This is a genomic window from Serratia nevei, assembly GCF_037948395.1.
Classification (GTDB): Bacteria; Pseudomonadota; Gammaproteobacteria; order Enterobacterales; family Enterobacteriaceae; genus Serratia; species Serratia nevei.
Genome location: NZ_CP149940.1, coordinates 4099499 through 4115727, shown reverse-complemented (window position 1 = coordinate 4115727; position 16229 = coordinate 4099499). Strand labels below are relative to the sequence as shown.

Below are 16229 nucleotides of genomic sequence, written 5' to 3'. Positions count from 1 at the left end.
GTTTACAGATTGGTTCTGATGGCTTTACGAGAGTGAAGCGGTTGGAATGAAACAGAATTTGCCTGGCGGCAATAGCGCGGTGGTCCCACCTGACCCCATGCCGAACTCAGAAGTGAAACGCCGTAGCGCCGATGGTAGTGTGGGGTCTCCCCATGCGAGAGTAGGACACTGCCAGGCATCAAATAAAACAACAAGCCTCATGCGAAAGCATGGGGCTTTTTGTTTTGTCTGTTATCTGGCGTTCTGCACGAGCATGGGCATGCGAAAGGCCCGTCGGGAACGGGCCTTAACGCCGCGTGCGGCGGCCCCGGAGGGGAGAGTCTCAGGATGAGACGAATTGTGTAGGACAAATCCGCCGGGAGCGGATTTGAACGTTGCGAAGCAACGGCCCGAAGGGGGGCGGGCAGGACGCCCGCCATAAACTGCCAGGCATCAAACCAAGCCGAAAGCCCTGAACTGACGTCCAGGGCTTTTTGCTATGCGTAAAATGGAAAATCCCCGTTGTAACCCGCTTCATCTTTCATCTCACGATTCTATATTCATCACAAAACCAATTCATTTTTTGAATGAACTCCAGATATTCTTCGTCCGCTATTAAGTTTGGCTGTTAACTTATAAATAACAATAAAGTAACAACCAGGGCGGCAGGAAGCCGAATTTCATCATTGCTATGGCTCGGAGAACATATCATGACAGAAACAACCTCGGCTCTTGAGGGTGAGCGCGGCGTCGAACAGGGGGCGCTGGATAACAAAAAACGCATTTTCGCTATCGTTGGGGCTTCGTCAGGCAATCTGGTGGAGTGGTTTGATTTTTACGTTTACTCCTTCTGCTCAATCTACTTTGCCGCCTCATTTTTTCCGGCGGGCAACAGCACCACGCAGCTGCTGCAAACCGCCGGGGTATTCGCCGCCGGCTTCTTTATGCGACCTATCGGCGGCTGGCTGTTCGGCTATATTGCCGACAAACATGGCCGAAAAAACTCAATGCTGCTTTCGGTCTGCATGATGTGCGCCGGATCGCTGGTGATCGCCTGTCTGCCGACGTATGAGTCGATCGGCAGCTGGGCACCGGCGCTGTTGTTGATCGCGCGCCTGTTCCAGGGGCTGTCTGTGGGCGGCGAGTACGGCACCAGCGCTACCTACATGAGCGAGGTGGCGATCAAGGGCCGCCGTGGCTTTTATGCCTCGTTCCAGTATGTCACGCTGATCGGCGGGCAACTGCTGGCGCTGCTGGTCTTGGTGATCCTGCAGCAAATATTGTCCGGCGAAGAGCTGAAGGCCTGGGGATGGCGTATTCCGTTTGCCCTGGGGGCCGTGTTGGCGGTAGTGGCGCTGTACCTGCGCCGTTCGCTGAATGAAACCTCTGATGCGAAGACGCGTAACCACAAAGATGCCGGTTCGCTGACGGGGCTGTGGAAAAACCGCAAAGCGTTTCTGATGGTGCTGGGCTTTACCGCCGCCGGTTCGCTGACCTTCTACACCTTCACCACCTACATGCAGAAATATCTGGTGAACACTGCCGGTATGGACGCCAAGCTGGCCAGCGCCATCATGACCGTCGCGCTGTTCGTCTTTATGCTGCTGCAGCCGGCGGTCGGCGCGTTCTCGGATAAAATCGGCCGTCGCAGCTCGATGCTGATCTTCTCGGCATTGGCCACTGTGTTGACGGTGCCAATTCTGTTTGCCCTGAAAGAGGTGACCAATCCCTTTATGGCGTTCGGCCTGATCGTGCTGGCGTTGTTCGTCGTCAGCTTCTACACCGCGATCAGCGGGCTGCTTAAAGCCGAGATGTTCCCGCCGGAGGTGCGTGCGTTAGGTGTAGGCTTGTCTTATGCGGTAGCGAATGCCCTGTTCGGCGGTTCGGCGGAATATGTCGCGCTGTCGCTGAAATCGTTCGGAGTGGAGAACGCTTTCTTCTGGTACGTTTCCGGTATGTGCCTGCTGGCGTTGCTGGTCTCACTCCGGCTGCATCGCAAAGGCAAGGAGATACAGCTGTAATAAAAACCCCGGCCTTGGCCGGGGTCAGAGTACATCTTACAGGATACGGCTAATCAGCCGATCGATGCGGATGCGCCGCAGACGGCGAATCAGCTTGCGCACCTTGATCGGGTACTGCTGAATGCTTTGCAGCTCCTGATAATGGCCGACCACGGTGGTGTGGGTGCGGATGCATTCCAGCTCTTTTTGCCGCTGTTCGCGCATTTCCTGCTTGGGATCGTGGATCAGAATGGCGTTTTCCAGATCCAGCCGCCAGGCGCGCGGGTTGAGGTTATTGCCGGTGACCAGCTGCCACTCTTCGTCTACCCACATGCCTTTCAGGTGATAACTGTTATCGCCATCTTTCCACAGGCGCACGATCAGCTGACCGGTGTCGACGTAACGCTGCAAGCGGCTCAGGAAGCGGCGCAGGTTGATCTCGTACAGGTAGGGCAGCGCGCCGATGATTTTGAACGGCTGGTCTTCCGGAATATAGAAGTCGTTGGCGGTTTTGTCGCCGACGATGATCTCCACCTGTTTGCCCTGGCGCAGCAGATAAATGATGTTGCGCACCAGCAGCGCCGGCAGGTTGAAATAGGGGGTACACAGCGTCAGTTTCTGGTCGGCGCACGACATCAGGTGATGAATGGTTTTATTCAGCACGCTTTGCTTGCCAAGCCCAACCAGCGGCGTCACCGCCAGCTCATCGTTACCGGCTTTACCGCGGAAGTGGTAACCGGCGCGGCGCAGGGCGAAACGGAACAGACGGGTCTCGTTTTTGATCTCCGGGCTTTTCGGCCGATCGCTGCGATCGAGGCGCTGTACGGCGCCGGCGGTGAGCAGATGCTGCTTGATGTAATCGATCAGGGTATCGGCCAACGCCTCGTTGGTAATCAGCTGGTAGCGATCGTAACGGTATTTCTCATGCTGATGCAGATAGACGTCATTGATGCTGGCGCCGCTGTAGATCACGGTATCGTCGACCACGAAGCCCTTCAGGTGCAGTACGCCCAGCGCTTCGCGGGTATTGACCGGCACGCCGTAGATAGGCACCGATTGCTCTGGATGTTGGCTGGCCATGGCGCAGTACCAGTCGGCGTTGGTATTGGCGGCGGCGGCGCCGATGCGCCCGCGCTGTGCGCGGTGCCAGTCGACCAGCACGCAGATTTCCAGCTCGGGCCGCTGCTGCTTGGCTTGATACAGCGCGTTGAGGATCTCGCGCCCGGCGTCGTCATGCTCCAGATACAGGGCCACCAGATAGATACGTTGGGTGGCGTTGGCGATGGCGTCCAGCAGCGTGGTGCGAAAGTCGGACGGCGCGTACAGCGTACGAACATCAGCAACCGTCTGGGGGAGTTTGGGCAGTTGTGCAAGGTGTTGTTGATGTTTGCTACGTTTAAATTTTGACAACATCACAGTGCGTTTCTTCTCTCATGATTGATGGCCGGAACGCCACAGGCTTAAAAACAATAAACCGAATAATCGGGCGATAATACCATTAGTTGCCTCGATTGTGCGTATGTTTTGGCGTTAAGTGGTGGATTCGTAGCGCATTGCGACGCAGGTCACTGCGCGTCGGCGGCCTGCAGCGGCAGCGTCAGATTGACGATGCCGTCCTCAAGCTGCACCTCGATGCCAAAGCCCAGCCGCTGCGCCAGTGCGATCATGCCGCGGTTATTCGGCATGGTGATGCCGCTCAGGCGAGTCAGGCCATGAGCGCGCGCATAGGCGATCATTTTCTCCAGCAGCTGACGGCCCAGGCCCACGCCTTTCAGATCGGAACGCACCAGCACGGCGAATTCGGCGTCGGTGTTGTCCGGATCGGACAGCGCGCGGGTCACGCCGATGATCTCGTCTGCGCGCACCGCTACAAAGGCCATTTCTCGATCGTAGTCGATCTGCGTCATGTTGGCCAAATCGTCATGGGTAAACTCGTTGATCTCGCTGAAGTAGCGATAATAGAGATCTTCCTTGGTCACTCTATCGATGAAATGCTTCAGCGCCGGCTCGTCTTCCGGCAGGATTGGGCGGAACAGGCATTGGCTGCCGTCTTTCAGCGCGATGGTCTCTTCCAGCTCCTGCGGATAAGGGCGGATCGCCAGCCGCGCCTGCGGATCGCCGCTGAACGGCGCGAGTTGCATCGAAACGTCCAGCAGGGTGAACTCGCTGCCGGAGGCCAGCACCGGGTGAATATCCAACCGGGCGATCTCCGGGCAGTCGAGGATCAGGTTGGAGACCTGCACCAGCAGGCGGCTCAGCCCAGGGATATCCAAAGGCCGCAGCGCGCTGCGCCCGCGGATCTTGCCGCCTTTCACCGCCTGCAGCACCAGATAACGCGCCAGCGCCATGTTCAGCGGCGGCAGCGCGACCGCCACCTGATTTTCCTGGCGCCACTCTACGCCGCCTTCGCCCAGCATAATCAGCGGGCCGAAAATCGCATCCTGCTCTACCGCGATGCGCAGCTCCTGGGCACCGGCGCGGTTGGCCATGCTCTGTACCAGCAGGCCATGGATACGCGCCTGGGGGTAGGTGCGCTTCACGCGGTCGAGGATCGCCTCCGCCGCGCGCTGCACTTCGGTCGCGGTGCGCAGGTAGAGCATGACGCCCTGAACTTCCGATTTATGCGGGATATCCGGCGAACGCAGCTTCAGCGCCACCGGGTAGCCGATCTGTTCGGCAATGTGCACCGCTTCGGCGCTGTCCTCGGCAATCCAGGTCGGCAGGGTGCTCAGATCGTAGGCCTGCAGGATGGATTGCACCTCGTGGGTATCCAACTGGGTGGCGCCTTCGGCCAGCGCCTGATGGATAAGGCGGTGGGCGTCGGCGGTGTTGGCGGTGAGGCCGACCGGCAGCGCCGGCGTCTCTTTCAACTGCTTCTGGTTGCGGCGATATTCCACCATATGCATAAAGGCGGTCACCGCGCCTTCCGGCGTGCGGTAGGTGGGAATGGCGGCCTCGGTAAATAATCGGCGCGCCTCTTGCGAAGAGTATTCGCCGCACCAGTTGGTCAGCAGCGTGATGCGTTTGCCGCGCGGATGGCGGTGCAGCGCCTCGATCAGCCGCTGCGCCGTGGCGGTGCCCGGCGCCGCCGCGCTCGGCGCGTGGATTAACAGCAGCGCGTCATAGTCGTGGCTGTCGAGCAGCGCTTCGATTGCCGCCAGGAAGCGCTGCGGCGTGGCATCATCGCGCAGGTCGAGCGGATTGCCGGCGCGGATGAAATCCGGCAGCGCGTCGCTCAATGTCGCCAGGCTCTCATCGCTCAGCGTGGCCAACTTGCCGTTGCGTCCGAGCAGTTCGTCCAGTGCCATCGCCGCCGGCGCCGCCCCGTTGCTGACGATCATCAGCCGCTCGCCGCGCAGCGGATGCATATGGCTGAGGGTTTCCACCGCCGAGAACAGCTCATGGGTATCCTGCACGCGCAGCAGGCCGGCGCGCTGGATGGCGGCGTCATAGGCGGCGTCCAGCCCCAGCTGGCTGTTGAGCAACAGCTGCGCCTGTTGGCTGCGGCCGCTTTTGATCACCAGAATGGGCTTGTTGCGCGAGGCGCTGCGCGAGGCGGAGAGAAAGCGCCGCGCATCGCTGATGTTTTCCAGATACAGCAGAATGGCGCTGGTCTTGCTGTCGCGCGCCAAAAAGTCGAGCAGGTCGTCGACGTCGATGTCCAGGCTGTCGCCCAGTGCGATAAAGTAAGAGAAGCCGACTTCACGCTGCTGCGCCCAGTCGAGAATGGTGTTGGCCACGGCGGCGGACTGCGAGATAAACGCCAGCTTGCCCTTTTGGATCGGCACCGGCGAGAAGCTGGCGTTGATGCCCTGCCACGGCGCCAGCAGCCCCAGGCTGTTGGGGCCCAATAGCCGCATGGCGTAGCGCTGCGCGCAGGCCTTCAGCTCGGCAAACTGTTCCGGCGGCGAAGAGAGTACGATGGCGGTTTTACAGCCGCGTTGGCCCAGCGCTTCAATCAGCGCCAGATTGCGTTTGGCGTGGGTGCAGATGATCGCCAGATCCGGCGTCAGCGGCAGGCTGGCGACGTCGGGGTAGGCCATCACGCCGCAGACCGCCTTGTAGCGCGGCGTGACCGGCAAGATGGGCCCGCCGAAACCGCCGGCCAGCAGGTTGCTCATCATCAGGTTGCCGGCGCGGCCGGGCTGCTGCGAAGCGCCCAGCACGGCGATCGATTTGGGACGTAGTAGCGCTTCTAACCCTCGCTGGCTCATGCACGGCTCCTTTTGGCAACGTTACGCCTGATTTTAGGCGCTTTCTGGCTACATTGCTGTGACCGGTGCCTCCGGCCGGGTCGGTTTTCCCGCCAGATATTGTTGACGGAAATAGCGGAAATGCTGATTCAATCCGTCGGCGGCCGGCAGATCGCCCGCCTGTTGCAGCAGGGCGGCGGCCACTTCCGCCGTGCAGTGTTGCTCGGCGCGGCTGGCTTCGCGCAGCTGGTAGTCCGATGCCGCGTCGACGTTGAGGGAAAACACCGGGAATTGATTGAGGTATGGGCTTTTACGGAACATTTTGCGCGCTTCCGCCCAGGTGCCGTCCAGCATGATGAACAGCGGCGGTTTGCCACCGGCGGGCAGCTCGCTGAACACCGGCCGTTCGGCGTCGGCGTAGGAAGCGGGGAACACCACATAAGGCTGCCGCGCCGGATCGTTGATGGCCGCCAGCAGGGCCGGATCGACTTCGGTGCGCGACCAGAGGAACGCCTGGGTGTCCGGCAGGATATCGGCGATCAGGCGGCCGGTGTTGCTGGGCTTGAGCGGCTCGGCGCCGAACATGAGCAGGCAGAAACGGCTGCCGGCCTGCTGCGGGCGAATGGTGTCGCATAGGCAGTTTTTATGCGGCAGCAGGCAACCCTGACAACGCGCCACCCGGCAACCGCGCGCCAGAAAAGGGCGGGTGGCGCGGTCTAAACGGAATTGGCGCAGGCGAAGTACGGCGTTGTCGGTCATAACGATCCCGGGGAAAAACCGCCATTGTAACGCAGAAAAAAGCCCGCCGGGAGGGGCAGGCTCGATCGGGGCGCGTTCGCGCGCGATGGCGGGATACGGCCTATACTTGCCGAATCACACTAACTCGTTGAGCCAGTTGTCAAACGGCGCTTTTGGCATCGCGCCGTTGAGCATGTCGACCATCTTGCCCTGACGGAACACCATGATGGTCGGGATGCTGCGGATGCGGAAACGGGCGCTCAGTTCCGGCTCGGCTTCGGTGTTCACTTTCACGAAGCGCACTTTGCCGGCGCGCTCTTCGGCCACGTCTTCAAAGATCGGCGCAAAGCTGCGGCACGGGCCGCACCATGGCGCCCAGAAATCGACCACGACCGGCAGATCGTCCTGCAGCAGCTGGTCCAGCGTGGCGGCGGTGGCGTTGATCACTTCACCGTCGAAGAGCTCATGGCCGCAGCGGCCGCATTTCGCGTTGTCCGCCAGACGTTCTTCCGGCACGCGGTTGGTGGCATTGCAAGCTGCACAAACTGTATTCATGTTGACCTCGGGTACAGAGAAAGCATGGTCCCCGCAACGCAGTTGCAGAGATGTTTCTTTAATGCTGACAATTATCGGCAAAACCCGGCGCATGAACAATGAGGTTTGTTCAATGGATGTGATAGTTGGGAGCTTTTAGCGCAAGTTGGTGGCTTCATGCACCAACATCAGGTAATCTTCGCGCCCTGCGCGTTGGTGGAGAAGACAATGAACGATTCATTTAGTGGCAAGAACGGTAAGGTCAAAGTGATGTACGTCCGCAGTGACGACGACAACGGCGACGACCGCAACAAGAATAAACGTCCGGCCGGCAAAGGCCGTCCGGCTGACGGTGCGCGCTCGGGCCGCACCGGTCAAGACAAGGCGCGCGGCGGCAACGATCGCCGCGGCGCCGACTCCCGCCGCAGTGAAAGCGATCGTCCTCGCCGTCCGGCGCGCTCTGAAGATCGCGGTGGCAACGAGTCGCCGTGGAGAACCGTTTCGCGCGCGCCGAATGAAGAGCCGGCGTTCGATCACGGCGGTATCAGCGGCAAAAGCTTTATCGATCCGGAACAGCTGCGCCGTCAGCGTGCGGAAGAAACCCGCGTTTACGGTGAAAACGCCTGTCAGGCGCTGTTCGCCAGCCGCCCGGAAGCGATCGTGCGCGCTTGGTTCGTGCAGTCGGTCACCCCGCGTTTCCGCGAAGCGCTGCGCTGGATGGCGGCTAACCGCAAGGCTTACCACGTGGTGGATGAGGAAGAGCTGGCCAAGGCTTCCGGCACCGAGCACCACGGCGGCGTCTGCTTCCTGATCAAAAAGCGTCAGGGCCTGGATGCGCAGACCTACCTGAAAAGCGCACCGGCGACCGACTGCGTGCTGGCGCTGGAAGAAGTGGGTAACCCGCATAACCTGGGCGCTATCGTCCGTTCTTGCGCTCACTTCGGCGTCAACGGCGTGCTGCTGCAGGATCCGGCGCTGCTGGAATCCGGCGCGGCGGTGCGTACCGCAGAAGGCGGCGCGGAGCACATCAAGGCGATCAACGCCGACGATTTCCTGTCGGTGCTGGACACCTTCCGCAAGGCGGGTTACACCATCGTTACCACCTCCAGCCACAAAGGCACCGCGCTGGCGCAGGCCAAGCTGCCGGCCAAGATGGTGCTGGTGCTGGGCCAGGAACGTGACGGTCTGAGCGACAGCGCCTGGCAGCAGGGCGACATGAACGTGTCTATCGGCGGCACCGGCAAGGTGGAAAGCCTGAACGTTTCCGTAGCGACCGGCATTCTGCTGGCGGACTGGTGGCGTCAGAATCAGGCGTAATCTGTTCTACGTCGGATAAAAAAACGGGCGCCCCAGGGCGCCCGTTTCGTTTATTGAAGCTTAGTGAGCGCCGCCGCCCCCACCGCCGCCGGAGCTGAACGGCGGTTTCGCCACCCACACCAGCACCAGCAGCACCAGGAATACCCCGGCCGACAGCCAGAAGATCTCGTTGGCGGAGATGATCAGGCCCTGCGCGGTGATCTCGTTGGCGATATACGCCGACGCCTGTTGTTTGCTCATGCCGAGCTGCTCCAGCTGCCGGTACATCTCCTGCGACTGCGGGTTGTACGGGTTGACGAACTCCGTCAGTTGCGAATGGTGCTGCGATTCGCGCTGCGTCCACAGGGTGGTGGTGATCGAGGTACCGATCGACCCCGCCAGCGTTCGCGTGAAGTTCGACAGGCTCGACGCCGCCGCCATGCGTTCCGGCGGCAGGCCGGACAGCGTGATGGTGGTCAACGGCATGAAGAAGCAGGCGATGGCGAAGCCCTGGACAAACTGCGGCCAGGCGGAAGCGCCGAAGTCCATGCCCGGTTCAAATGTATAGGCGCGCCAGTAGAAGCACACGGCATACATGATGAAGCTGAAGGTGACCAGCCGGCGCATGTCGAGCCGGTTGCCGAACTTGCCGATGATCGGCGACAGCAGCACCGGGATCAGCCCAACCGGCGCCGACGCCAGCCCCGCCCAGGTGGCGGTATAGCCGTACACCTCTTGCAGCAGCTGCGGCAACAGCACGATGGCGCCGAAGTACAGCATGTAGGCCAGGCTGATACACAGGCAGCCGATGGTGAAGTTGCGCGACTTGAACAGCGACAGATCCACCACCGGATGGTCGTCCGTCAGCTCCCACACCACCAGGAACAGCAGTGCCACCACCGCGACGACGGTGAGCGTGATGATCTCGGTCGAGTTGAACCAGTCCAGCTCCTTGCCCTGATCGAGCATGATCTGCAGTGAACCGATGCCGACGATCAGCAATACCAGGCCGACGGTGTCGATCGGTTTGATCTCGGTTTTGGTTTCCCGCCCCTTCAACGTCGCCATCGCCGCCACGATCACGAAGACGCCGATCGGGATGTTGATGAAGAAGATCCAGCCCCAATGGTAGTTGTCGCTGATGTAGCCGCCGAGGATCGGCCCAAAGATCGGCGCGACGATAACGGTCATCGACCAAAGCGCCAGGGCCATCGCTCGCTTGGCGGGCGGATAGTTGTTCAGCAACAGGCTCTGCGACAGCGGGATCAACGGCCCGGCCACCACGCCCTGGATCACGCGGAAGAAGATCAGCATGCCGAGGCTGTTGGAGATGCCGCACAGCCAGGAGGCGAGGGCGAACAGCGCGGTGGACCAGAGGAACAGCCGCACTTCGCCGAAGCGCTTCGCCAGCCAGCCGGTGATCGGAATCGAGATGGCGTTCGCCACGCCAAACGAGGTGATCACCCAGGTGCCCTGCGAGTTGGAAGACCCGAGGTTACCGGAAATGGTGGGGATCGCCACGTTGGCGATGGTGGAGTCCAGCACCTGCATGAAGGTCGCCATGGCGAGCGCGACCGTCATCCAGGCAAGCTGGGCGCCTTCAAGCGGTTTCTGTGGCAAGATGGCCTCCCGCGCGCTTAGCCGGCGTTCGCATGGATCACGTCGGCGATCAGCTGGTTAACCGGCGCCAGATTCAACGCCAGCGCGTCGCTCTGATACAGCGGTTTGTCGCGCACCACGTCGGCCAGCACGCGGCCGTCCAGGTTGGCGGTGTCGACGGTCACCAGCGTAGAAAGACCGATGCGCAGCGGATGATCGGCCACCTGCTTGGCGTCGAGCTCAATACGTACCGGCAGACGTTGCACTACCTTGATCCAGTTGCCGGTGGCGTTTTGCGCCGGCAGCAGGGAGAAGGCGCTACCGGTGCCCATGTCGATACCGGCCACTTTGCCCTGATACACCACGTCGTCGCCGTAGACGTCGCTGACCACCGTCGCCGGCTGGCCGATGCGCATGTTGGCGATCTGGGTTTCCTTGAAGTTGGCGTCAACCCAAATGTGATCGGCCGGCACCACCGCCATCAGCGGCGAACCGGCGGCGATCTGCGCGCCGACCTGCACGCTGCGGCGCGAGACATAGCCGGTGATCGGGCTGATCACTTTGGTACGCTGCAGCGCCAGCCAGGCATCGCGCATCTGCGCGGCGGCCTGTTGGATCGCCGGCTGCTGTTCCAGCGGGGTGTTCAGCACCATCGCCTGATTGGCGTTGTATTGCTGCACCGCCACTTCCAGCGCGGCCTTGGCACTGTCGACCGCATCGCGAGCGTGTTGCAGCTCTTCGCGGCCGATGGCGTCAACGCTGCCCAGCACCACGCGGCGCTTCAGATCGTTCTCGGCCTTGCTCAGATCGGTCTTGCGCAGGGCGATGTTGGCCTGATACTGCTTGCTGTTGATGATCAGCTGGTGGGTCTGACGCACGCTGTTGGCCAGGCCGGTCTTGGCGCGTTCAAACGCCTGCTCGGCATCGGTCGGATCGAGCGTCAGCAGCACGTCGCCCTGCTTGACGTAGTCGGTGTTGTCGAAATTGACGCTGTTCACGCTGCCGGACACCTGGGCCATGATCTGCACCTGGTTGCCGGAGACGTAGGCGTCGTCGGTTTCCTGGTGATGACGCAGCACCAGGAACCAATACACTAAGTAAGCCACCCCTATAACAATGAAAATAACCGTCAGCAACAGCAGCCAAAATTTACGCTGCTTCTTTTTGCCGTTCGGCTGCTGCGGGTTTTGGATTTCCGCGCTTGCGCTCATGGTGTTCTCCAAGCCTTATATTATTATGCTTTCGAATCCGCTGCGGCCGGGGCCTGATAGCCACCGCCCAGCGCGCGGATCAGTCCTATCTTCGCCTGCAGTAAATTGCTGCTGGCATTCAACTCCGCCTGTTGCTGCTGTAATAGCTGCGTCTGGCTGGTCAACAGATCGTCGCGCCCGATAATCCCTGCCTGGTAACGGGCGTTGGCGACCTGATACACCTGTTGCATCGACTGGGCCGCGGACGCCGCCTGCAGCTGCTGTTGCGCAGAGCTCTGCTGGATGGTGATGGCGTCGGCGGTTTCCTGTACCGCATTCAGGATGGTTTGGTTGTAGGATTCCACCGCTTCGTCATACAGCGCGGATTCCTCGCCCAGCTTGCTGCGCAGCGCCCCGGCGTGGAAGATCGGCAGCGAAATCGCCGGCATCACGTTCCAGGCCTGGCTGGCCGCTTCAAACAGATTCGGGCTGGTGCCACTGGTATTGGTGGTCATCAGGCCGGCGAAGGCTGAAATGGTCAGGCTGGGGTAAAACTCTTTACGCGCGGCGCTGACGCGCTGGCTGTAAGACTCCACCAGCTGGCGTTGCGCGGCGATGTCCGGGCGTTTGCCCAGCAGATCCGCCGTCAGCTCGCCCTGCGGCGCCATCAGGTTGTCTGCGGGCAGCGGCACCTGACGCAGGTGCTGCATGGCGTTTGGCCCCTGGCCCGCCAGCGCGGCGAGCTGGTGTCTGAGCTGCTCGATCTGCGATTGCAGCTGCAGGATCTGCTGCTTGGCGACGTCGGACTGTGCCTGGGTTTGTTGCGGCACGTCGACGCCGGTCAGGCCGGCCTGATAGCGCTGTTGGCGCAGCGCGGTCAGGCGCTCATTGTTGTTCACTTCCTGCTGCAGCAGCTTCTCGAGCGCCAGATTGCTCTGCAGCTGATAGTAGGCGGACGCCACCGAACTGGTCAGCGTCAGCGCCGCCTGTTCCTGCTCGGCGCGCGCGGCGTTGACCTGCGCCTTGGCGGCGTTCACCTGGTTGCGGTATTTGCCCCACCAGTCGAACTCGTACGCCAGGTTCAGCCCCAGTGAATTGGAGCTTTCGTAGATCGGCTTATGCGGATACCCCAGCCCCATATTGACGTTTTGCGGCACGCGCTGGCGTTGGGTGCTGGCGTTCAGATCCAGGTTCGGCCCGTTGGCGGCGCTGGCTTCACCCACCACGCTCTGCGCTTCGCGCACGCGGGCGGCGGCCTGCCGCAGGGTCGGCGAGCTTTGCAGCGTCTGCGTCATCAAGGCGTCCAGCTGCGGATCCTTGAGGGCGCGCCACCACTGCGGGCTGACGGCCAGCGAACTGACTTTCGGCTGAGCCAACTGCAGGCTCTGCGGATCCATCAGCGTGGATTGCGGGGCAATATTATCGGTCGAAGCACACCCGGCCAGCAGCAACGCGGCGAACAGCGGGGTGAATCTCCAGTTAAATGGGGATCGCATAAGTAGGTACCTGAACAGAAATTGTGAATTAGGATAACTGTTCTGTGATTTCCATTTGATCCAGACGTGCCAGCAATTTGCGCGTCAGCTGTTCCAGCTGTTTTTGCTCATCGTCGGTCAGCGTGGACCACAGGAAATGCAGACATTGGTGCTGCGGCGGCAGCAGTTGACTGAGAAATTCTTCCCCCTGCGGCGTCAGATGCAGATGCAGGCAGCGGCGATCGTTGTCGCTTTCCCGGCGCTCGATCCAGCCGCGTTTCTCCAGCTCGTCGGCGATGCGGGTCGCATTGGTGCGCGAGGAGCCTAAGGCAGAGCTTAGCTCAGAAGGTTGGATGCTGTGGCTTTCCTGCGCATCCAGGGTGATCAGCGCCATAAACAGTGTTTCGTTAATCCCCTGCGCCTTCAGCATCTTATTGCGGTTTTCCAGCAGCTTGCCTTGCATGTGCATGCACAGGCGGGTCAGCAGGATTTCCTGATAAGGGAAATCTTTCTGCCGGGTGGCGCGGAAATTCAGCATTTGTTCTATGGGGGCAAACGAGCTTTCCATAATTTAGGGCCTCATTAATTTCGTTCGAGATAGTAACGACGGTGACTAATAATGTAAATGTTCAGCCGTGCGGATAATTTAGCAATTCGTGTCATTTGTCAGTGTTTGTAAAGATGTGACGCATGAAAACGCCAAAGTGAAGCCAAACGATCGGGAGCGGCGTCAGCCCGGACCGAAAAGCATTAACAGCTTTAATGTGACGCCAAAGGCCGTCGCGCCGAGCAGCGTCGACAGAATGATGCTTTTGCTGCGGTAGAAGCACAGCGCCAGCGCGGCGAACCCCGCCAACGTCGGCAGCAGCTTGTCCGGTTCGCGCATGACGACCGGCGTGCTGGAGACCACCAGCAGGGCGCAGATCGAGGCGATGCCGATGCTGTCGAGCAGCAGGGCGGCTTTACCGCGTTTGAGGCCGGGCTGGGCGCGCGCCGGCGCCAGCCGCAGCGGCAGATAACGGAACAGGTAATTGGCGCAGCCCACCACCAGGCCGATCACCAGCACATCAGTGTTCATGGTTGGCCTCCGCAGGGGCGGGCTGGAACAGGGCGGCGACGCAGCCGGCGCCGATGCCGGCCAAAATGGCGACCGGAATGGAGAACAGCACCACGCCGAGCAGCGCACCGGCCAATGCGGCAGCAATGGTCAGGCTCTGCGGGCGCCGGAAGGCGGCCAGCAGGAAACTGAGAAACAGCGCCGGCAGCATGAAGGCCAGCGAGGCTTCGATCACCGGGAACTGCTCCAGCGGGCCGTTGCCGAACAGCGCGCCGAGCGCGGTGCCGGCCACCCAGGAAAGCCAGGAACAGAGCGCGATGCCCAGCATCCAATTTTCGCTCCAGCTGCGGTTATTGCGCATCAGCCTGGCGGTAGCGGCGGCGAAGACCTCATCGGTCAGGCCAAAGGCCCACATCGCCGTTTTACCGGGCGACATGCGCGAGACGATGCGGTGGCGCAGCGCCGGGCCGTAGAGCAGGTGGCGCACATCCATCGCCATCACCGTTAACGCGGAGACCCACAGCGACATCCCGGCGCTCAACAGGGCGGTGATCACGAACTGGCTGGCACCGGCGTAGATAATGCAGGAGAAGAAAATGCTTTCCAGCGGGGAAAAGCCCAGTTTGACGGCACTGAGGCCAAAGGCGAACGCCACCGGGACATACCCGATGACGATCGGCAAACTGTCGACGACGCCGTTGGCGAAGGTGGCGCTGACGGCGGGCGGATTGAGGCTGTCTGCAGCTTGGCTTTGCATGGTTGTGGGTCGCAGGGTAGATAGGACTTCAATAGTTTATGCCCAGAACATTACCAGAGAGTAAGTAATGTTTATACCCTGCACCGCTAATAAATTTCTTAAGTGACTATTTGCACGATAATCAGATTGTCGCCGGCCCCTGCGGATCGTGGTGCTTGCCGAGCCACCAGGTCAGCAGGTTGAGCAGGCATAACACCCCGCCGGCGGCGGCCACGCCGTACCAGCCGGCATGCTGATAGGCCGAGGCGGAGAGCAGTGAACCGAGGGCGCCGCCGATAAAGTAGCTGGTCATATAGCCGGCGGTCAGGCGGTTGCGCGCGTCCGGCATGATGCGGTACATCACGCTCTGGTTGGTGACGTGTACCGCCTGCACCGCCAGATCGAGGATCAGGATGCCGGCGATCAGCGCCCACAGCGATTGTTTGGCGAACGCGATAGGTATCCAGGACAGCAGCAGCAGCACCAGGCCGACGGTGGTGGTCAATCCGGCTTTGCCCTTGTCCGCCAGATGCCCGGCGCGTGAAGCGGCCAGCGCCCCGGCGGCGCCCACCAGGCCGAACAGCCCGATCACCCCCTCGGAATAGTTGAACGGCGGCGCGGCGAGCAGAAAGGCCATGGAGGTCCAGAGCACGCTGAAGTTGGCGAACGACAGGGCGCCGAGGATGGCGCGGGTGCGCAGCAGCGGCGTGCGGCAGAACAGGCTGAAGATCGAGGCCAGCAGCTGCGGGTAGTTCAGCCCGGAGTGTTGCTTATAGCGCGGCAGCGCGCGCCACAGGATCAGCGCCATCAGGATCATCAGCACGCTGGCGACCCAGTAGATGGTGCGCCAGCCGCCGAACGATGCCAGCGCGCCCGCGACGGTGCGTGCCAGCAGGATGCCGAGCAGCAGGCCGCTCATGATGATGCCGACGGTCTTGCCGCGCTTTTCCGGGTGGGCCAGCGTGGCGGCCAGCGGCACCAGAATCTGCGCCACCACCGAGAACAGCCCGGTGAGCGCGGTGCCGAGGATCATCATCGGCAGGGTGGCGGAGGTGGCGGTGATCAGCATGCCCCCGGCGGCCAGCAGCGTCATGAACACGATCAGCCCGCGGCGCTCGAACATATCGCCGAGCGGTACCAGCAGCAGCAGCCCGGTGGCGTAACCGAGCTGCGCGGCGGTCACGATAAAGCCGGCCTGATTGACCGACAGGTTGAAGCCGGTGGCGATGGTTTCCAGCAGCGGCTGCGCGTAATAGTTGCTGGCGACCGCCAGGCCGGTAGCGATGGCGATCAGCACGGTCAGCGCCGGGCTGAGGCCCGGGTGGGCGTTTTGTTGGCTCATGGTTTTTTCATCACGGGAAGAAGATGGCGCGCAGTATCCGGCAACGCACGCCGGGAAACCAATGTATAATTTTCATTTTATTTATCTCAT

General features: G+C 61.3%; 13 protein-coding genes and 1 rRNA gene. 3 read left to right on the top strand and 11 right to left on the bottom strand.

The window, feature by feature from the left end; all coding sequences use genetic code 11:
- Positions 1 to 61 precede the first annotated feature (61 nt).
- Positions 62 to 177: ribosomal RNA gene (rrf, locus tag V8N38_RS19820) — 5S ribosomal RNA — on the top strand.
- A gap of 512 nt (positions 178 to 689) precedes the next feature.
- Positions 690 to 2000 carry an MFS family transporter gene (locus V8N38_RS19815; protein WP_147840222.1) on the top strand — a complete coding sequence of 437 codons (1311 nt, stop codon included), beginning with the start codon at positions 690 to 692 and terminating at the stop codon, positions 1998 to 2000.
- A gap of 36 nt (positions 2001 to 2036) precedes the next feature.
- On the opposite strand, the gene pssA is transcribed toward V8N38_RS19815, so the two are convergent.
- From pssA to trxC, 4 genes are all read right to left on the bottom strand, one after another.
- Complete coding sequence (gene pssA / locus V8N38_RS19810; RefSeq protein ID WP_060441100.1) at positions 2037 to 3392, bottom strand: CDP-diacylglycerol--serine O-phosphatidyltransferase; 1356 nt, start codon at positions 3390 to 3392, stop codon at positions 2037 to 2039.
- A 152-nt stretch (positions 3393 to 3544) separates the two neighbouring features.
- Positions 3545 to 6193, bottom strand: coding sequence for a bifunctional acetate--CoA ligase family protein/GNAT family N-acetyltransferase (locus tag V8N38_RS19805; protein WP_070913743.1), 2649 nt, complete (start codon positions 6191 to 6193; stop codon positions 3545 to 3547).
- A 48-nt stretch (positions 6194 to 6241) separates the two neighbouring features.
- The gene (locus V8N38_RS19800; RefSeq protein ID WP_102984233.1) at positions 6242 to 6931 is read right to left on the bottom strand and encodes a tRNA-uridine aminocarboxypropyltransferase; all 690 of its coding nucleotides are present in this window, start codon (positions 6929 to 6931) and stop codon (positions 6242 to 6244) included.
- Between the two features lie 114 nt (positions 6932 to 7045).
- Positions 7046 to 7465, bottom strand: a complete 420-nt coding sequence (trxC, locus tag V8N38_RS19795) for a thioredoxin TrxC (RefSeq protein WP_004928868.1) — start codon at positions 7463 to 7465, stop codon at positions 7046 to 7048.
- A 207-nt stretch (positions 7466 to 7672) separates the two neighbouring features.
- Here trxC and V8N38_RS19790 point away from each other — a divergent pair, with 207 nt between their 5' ends.
- Positions 7673 to 8761: a tRNA/rRNA methyltransferase gene (locus V8N38_RS19790; RefSeq protein ID WP_015378876.1), complete on the top strand. Its 1089-nt coding sequence runs from the start codon at positions 7673 to 7675 to the stop codon at positions 8759 to 8761.
- Between the two features lie 60 nt (positions 8762 to 8821).
- Here the strand turns inward: V8N38_RS19790 and emrB are convergent, their stop codons facing one another.
- The 7 genes from emrB to V8N38_RS19755 form a co-directional block, all read right to left on the bottom strand.
- Positions 8822 to 10360 (bottom strand): multidrug efflux MFS transporter permease subunit EmrB, encoded by a 1539-nt coding sequence (emrB, locus tag V8N38_RS19785; protein ID WP_038872860.1) that lies wholly within the window; start codon positions 10358 to 10360, stop codon positions 8822 to 8824.
- 17 nt (positions 10361 to 10377) lie between these two features.
- Positions 10378 to 11550 (bottom strand): multidrug efflux MFS transporter periplasmic adaptor subunit EmrA, encoded by a 1173-nt coding sequence (gene emrA / locus V8N38_RS19780; protein WP_033635707.1) that lies wholly within the window; start codon positions 11548 to 11550, stop codon positions 10378 to 10380.
- Between the two features lie 23 nt (positions 11551 to 11573).
- Positions 11574 to 13025: an efflux transporter outer membrane subunit gene (locus V8N38_RS19775; protein WP_147840221.1), complete on the bottom strand. Its 1452-nt coding sequence runs from the start codon at positions 13023 to 13025 to the stop codon at positions 11574 to 11576.
- A 28-nt stretch (positions 13026 to 13053) separates the two neighbouring features.
- Entirely contained in the window at positions 13054 to 13572 is a 519-nt protein-coding gene (gene mprA / locus V8N38_RS19770; RefSeq protein ID WP_025160249.1) for a transcriptional repressor MprA, read from the bottom strand.
- 162 nt (positions 13573 to 13734) lie between these two features.
- Positions 13735 to 14082: an L-valine transporter subunit YgaH gene (ygaH, locus tag V8N38_RS19765; RefSeq protein ID WP_025304001.1), complete on the bottom strand. Its 348-nt coding sequence runs from the start codon at positions 14080 to 14082 to the stop codon at positions 13735 to 13737.
- The gene (locus tag V8N38_RS19760) at positions 14072 to 14818 is read right to left on the bottom strand and encodes an AzlC family ABC transporter permease (RefSeq protein ID WP_038872849.1); all 747 of its coding nucleotides are present in this window, start codon (positions 14816 to 14818) and stop codon (positions 14072 to 14074) included. The genes ygaH and V8N38_RS19760 overlap by 11 nt, the downstream gene beginning before the upstream one ends.
- A 121-nt stretch (positions 14819 to 14939) precedes the next feature.
- On the bottom strand, positions 14940 to 16139 hold the full coding sequence (locus V8N38_RS19755; protein WP_033632267.1) for an MFS transporter: 1200 nt from the start codon (positions 16137 to 16139) through the stop codon (positions 14940 to 14942).
- Positions 16140 to 16229: the final 90 nt, after the last annotated feature.

Bases quoted from the DNA above. Each gene is read 5' to 3' on its own strand.
- V8N38_RS19815 (WP_147840222.1), top strand. From the start codon at position 690: ATGACAGAAACAACCTCGGCTCTTGAGGGTGAGCGCGGCGTCGAACAG.
- pssA (WP_060441100.1), bottom strand. From the start codon at position 3,392: ATGTTGTCAAAATTTAAACGTAGCAAACATCAACAACACCTTGCACAA.
- V8N38_RS19805 (WP_070913743.1), bottom strand. From the start codon at position 6,193: ATGAGCCAGCGAGGGTTAGAAGCGCTACTACGTCCCAAATCGATCGCC.
- V8N38_RS19800 (WP_102984233.1), bottom strand. From the start codon at position 6,931: ATGACCGACAACGCCGTACTTCGCCTGCGCCAATTCCGTTTAGACCGC.
- trxC (WP_004928868.1), bottom strand. From the start codon at position 7,465: ATGAATACAGTTTGTGCAGCTTGCAATGCCACCAACCGCGTGCCGGAA.
- V8N38_RS19790 (WP_015378876.1), top strand. From the start codon at position 7,673: ATGAACGATTCATTTAGTGGCAAGAACGGTAAGGTCAAAGTGATGTAC.
- emrA (WP_033635707.1), bottom strand. From the start codon at position 11,550: ATGAGCGCAAGCGCGGAAATCCAAAACCCGCAGCAGCCGAACGGCAAA.
- V8N38_RS19775 (WP_147840221.1), bottom strand. From the start codon at position 13,025: ATGCGATCCCCATTTAACTGGAGATTCACCCCGCTGTTCGCCGCGTTG.
- mprA (WP_025160249.1), bottom strand. From the start codon at position 13,572: ATGGAAAGCTCGTTTGCCCCCATAGAACAAATGCTGAATTTCCGCGCC.
- ygaH (WP_025304001.1), bottom strand. From the start codon at position 14,082: ATGAACACTGATGTGCTGGTGATCGGCCTGGTGGTGGGCTGCGCCAAT.
- V8N38_RS19760 (WP_038872849.1), bottom strand. From the start codon at position 14,818: ATGCAAAGCCAAGCTGCAGACAGCCTCAATCCGCCCGCCGTCAGCGCC.
- V8N38_RS19755 (WP_033632267.1), bottom strand. From the start codon at position 16,139: ATGAGCCAACAAAACGCCCACCCGGGCCTCAGCCCGGCGCTGACCGTG.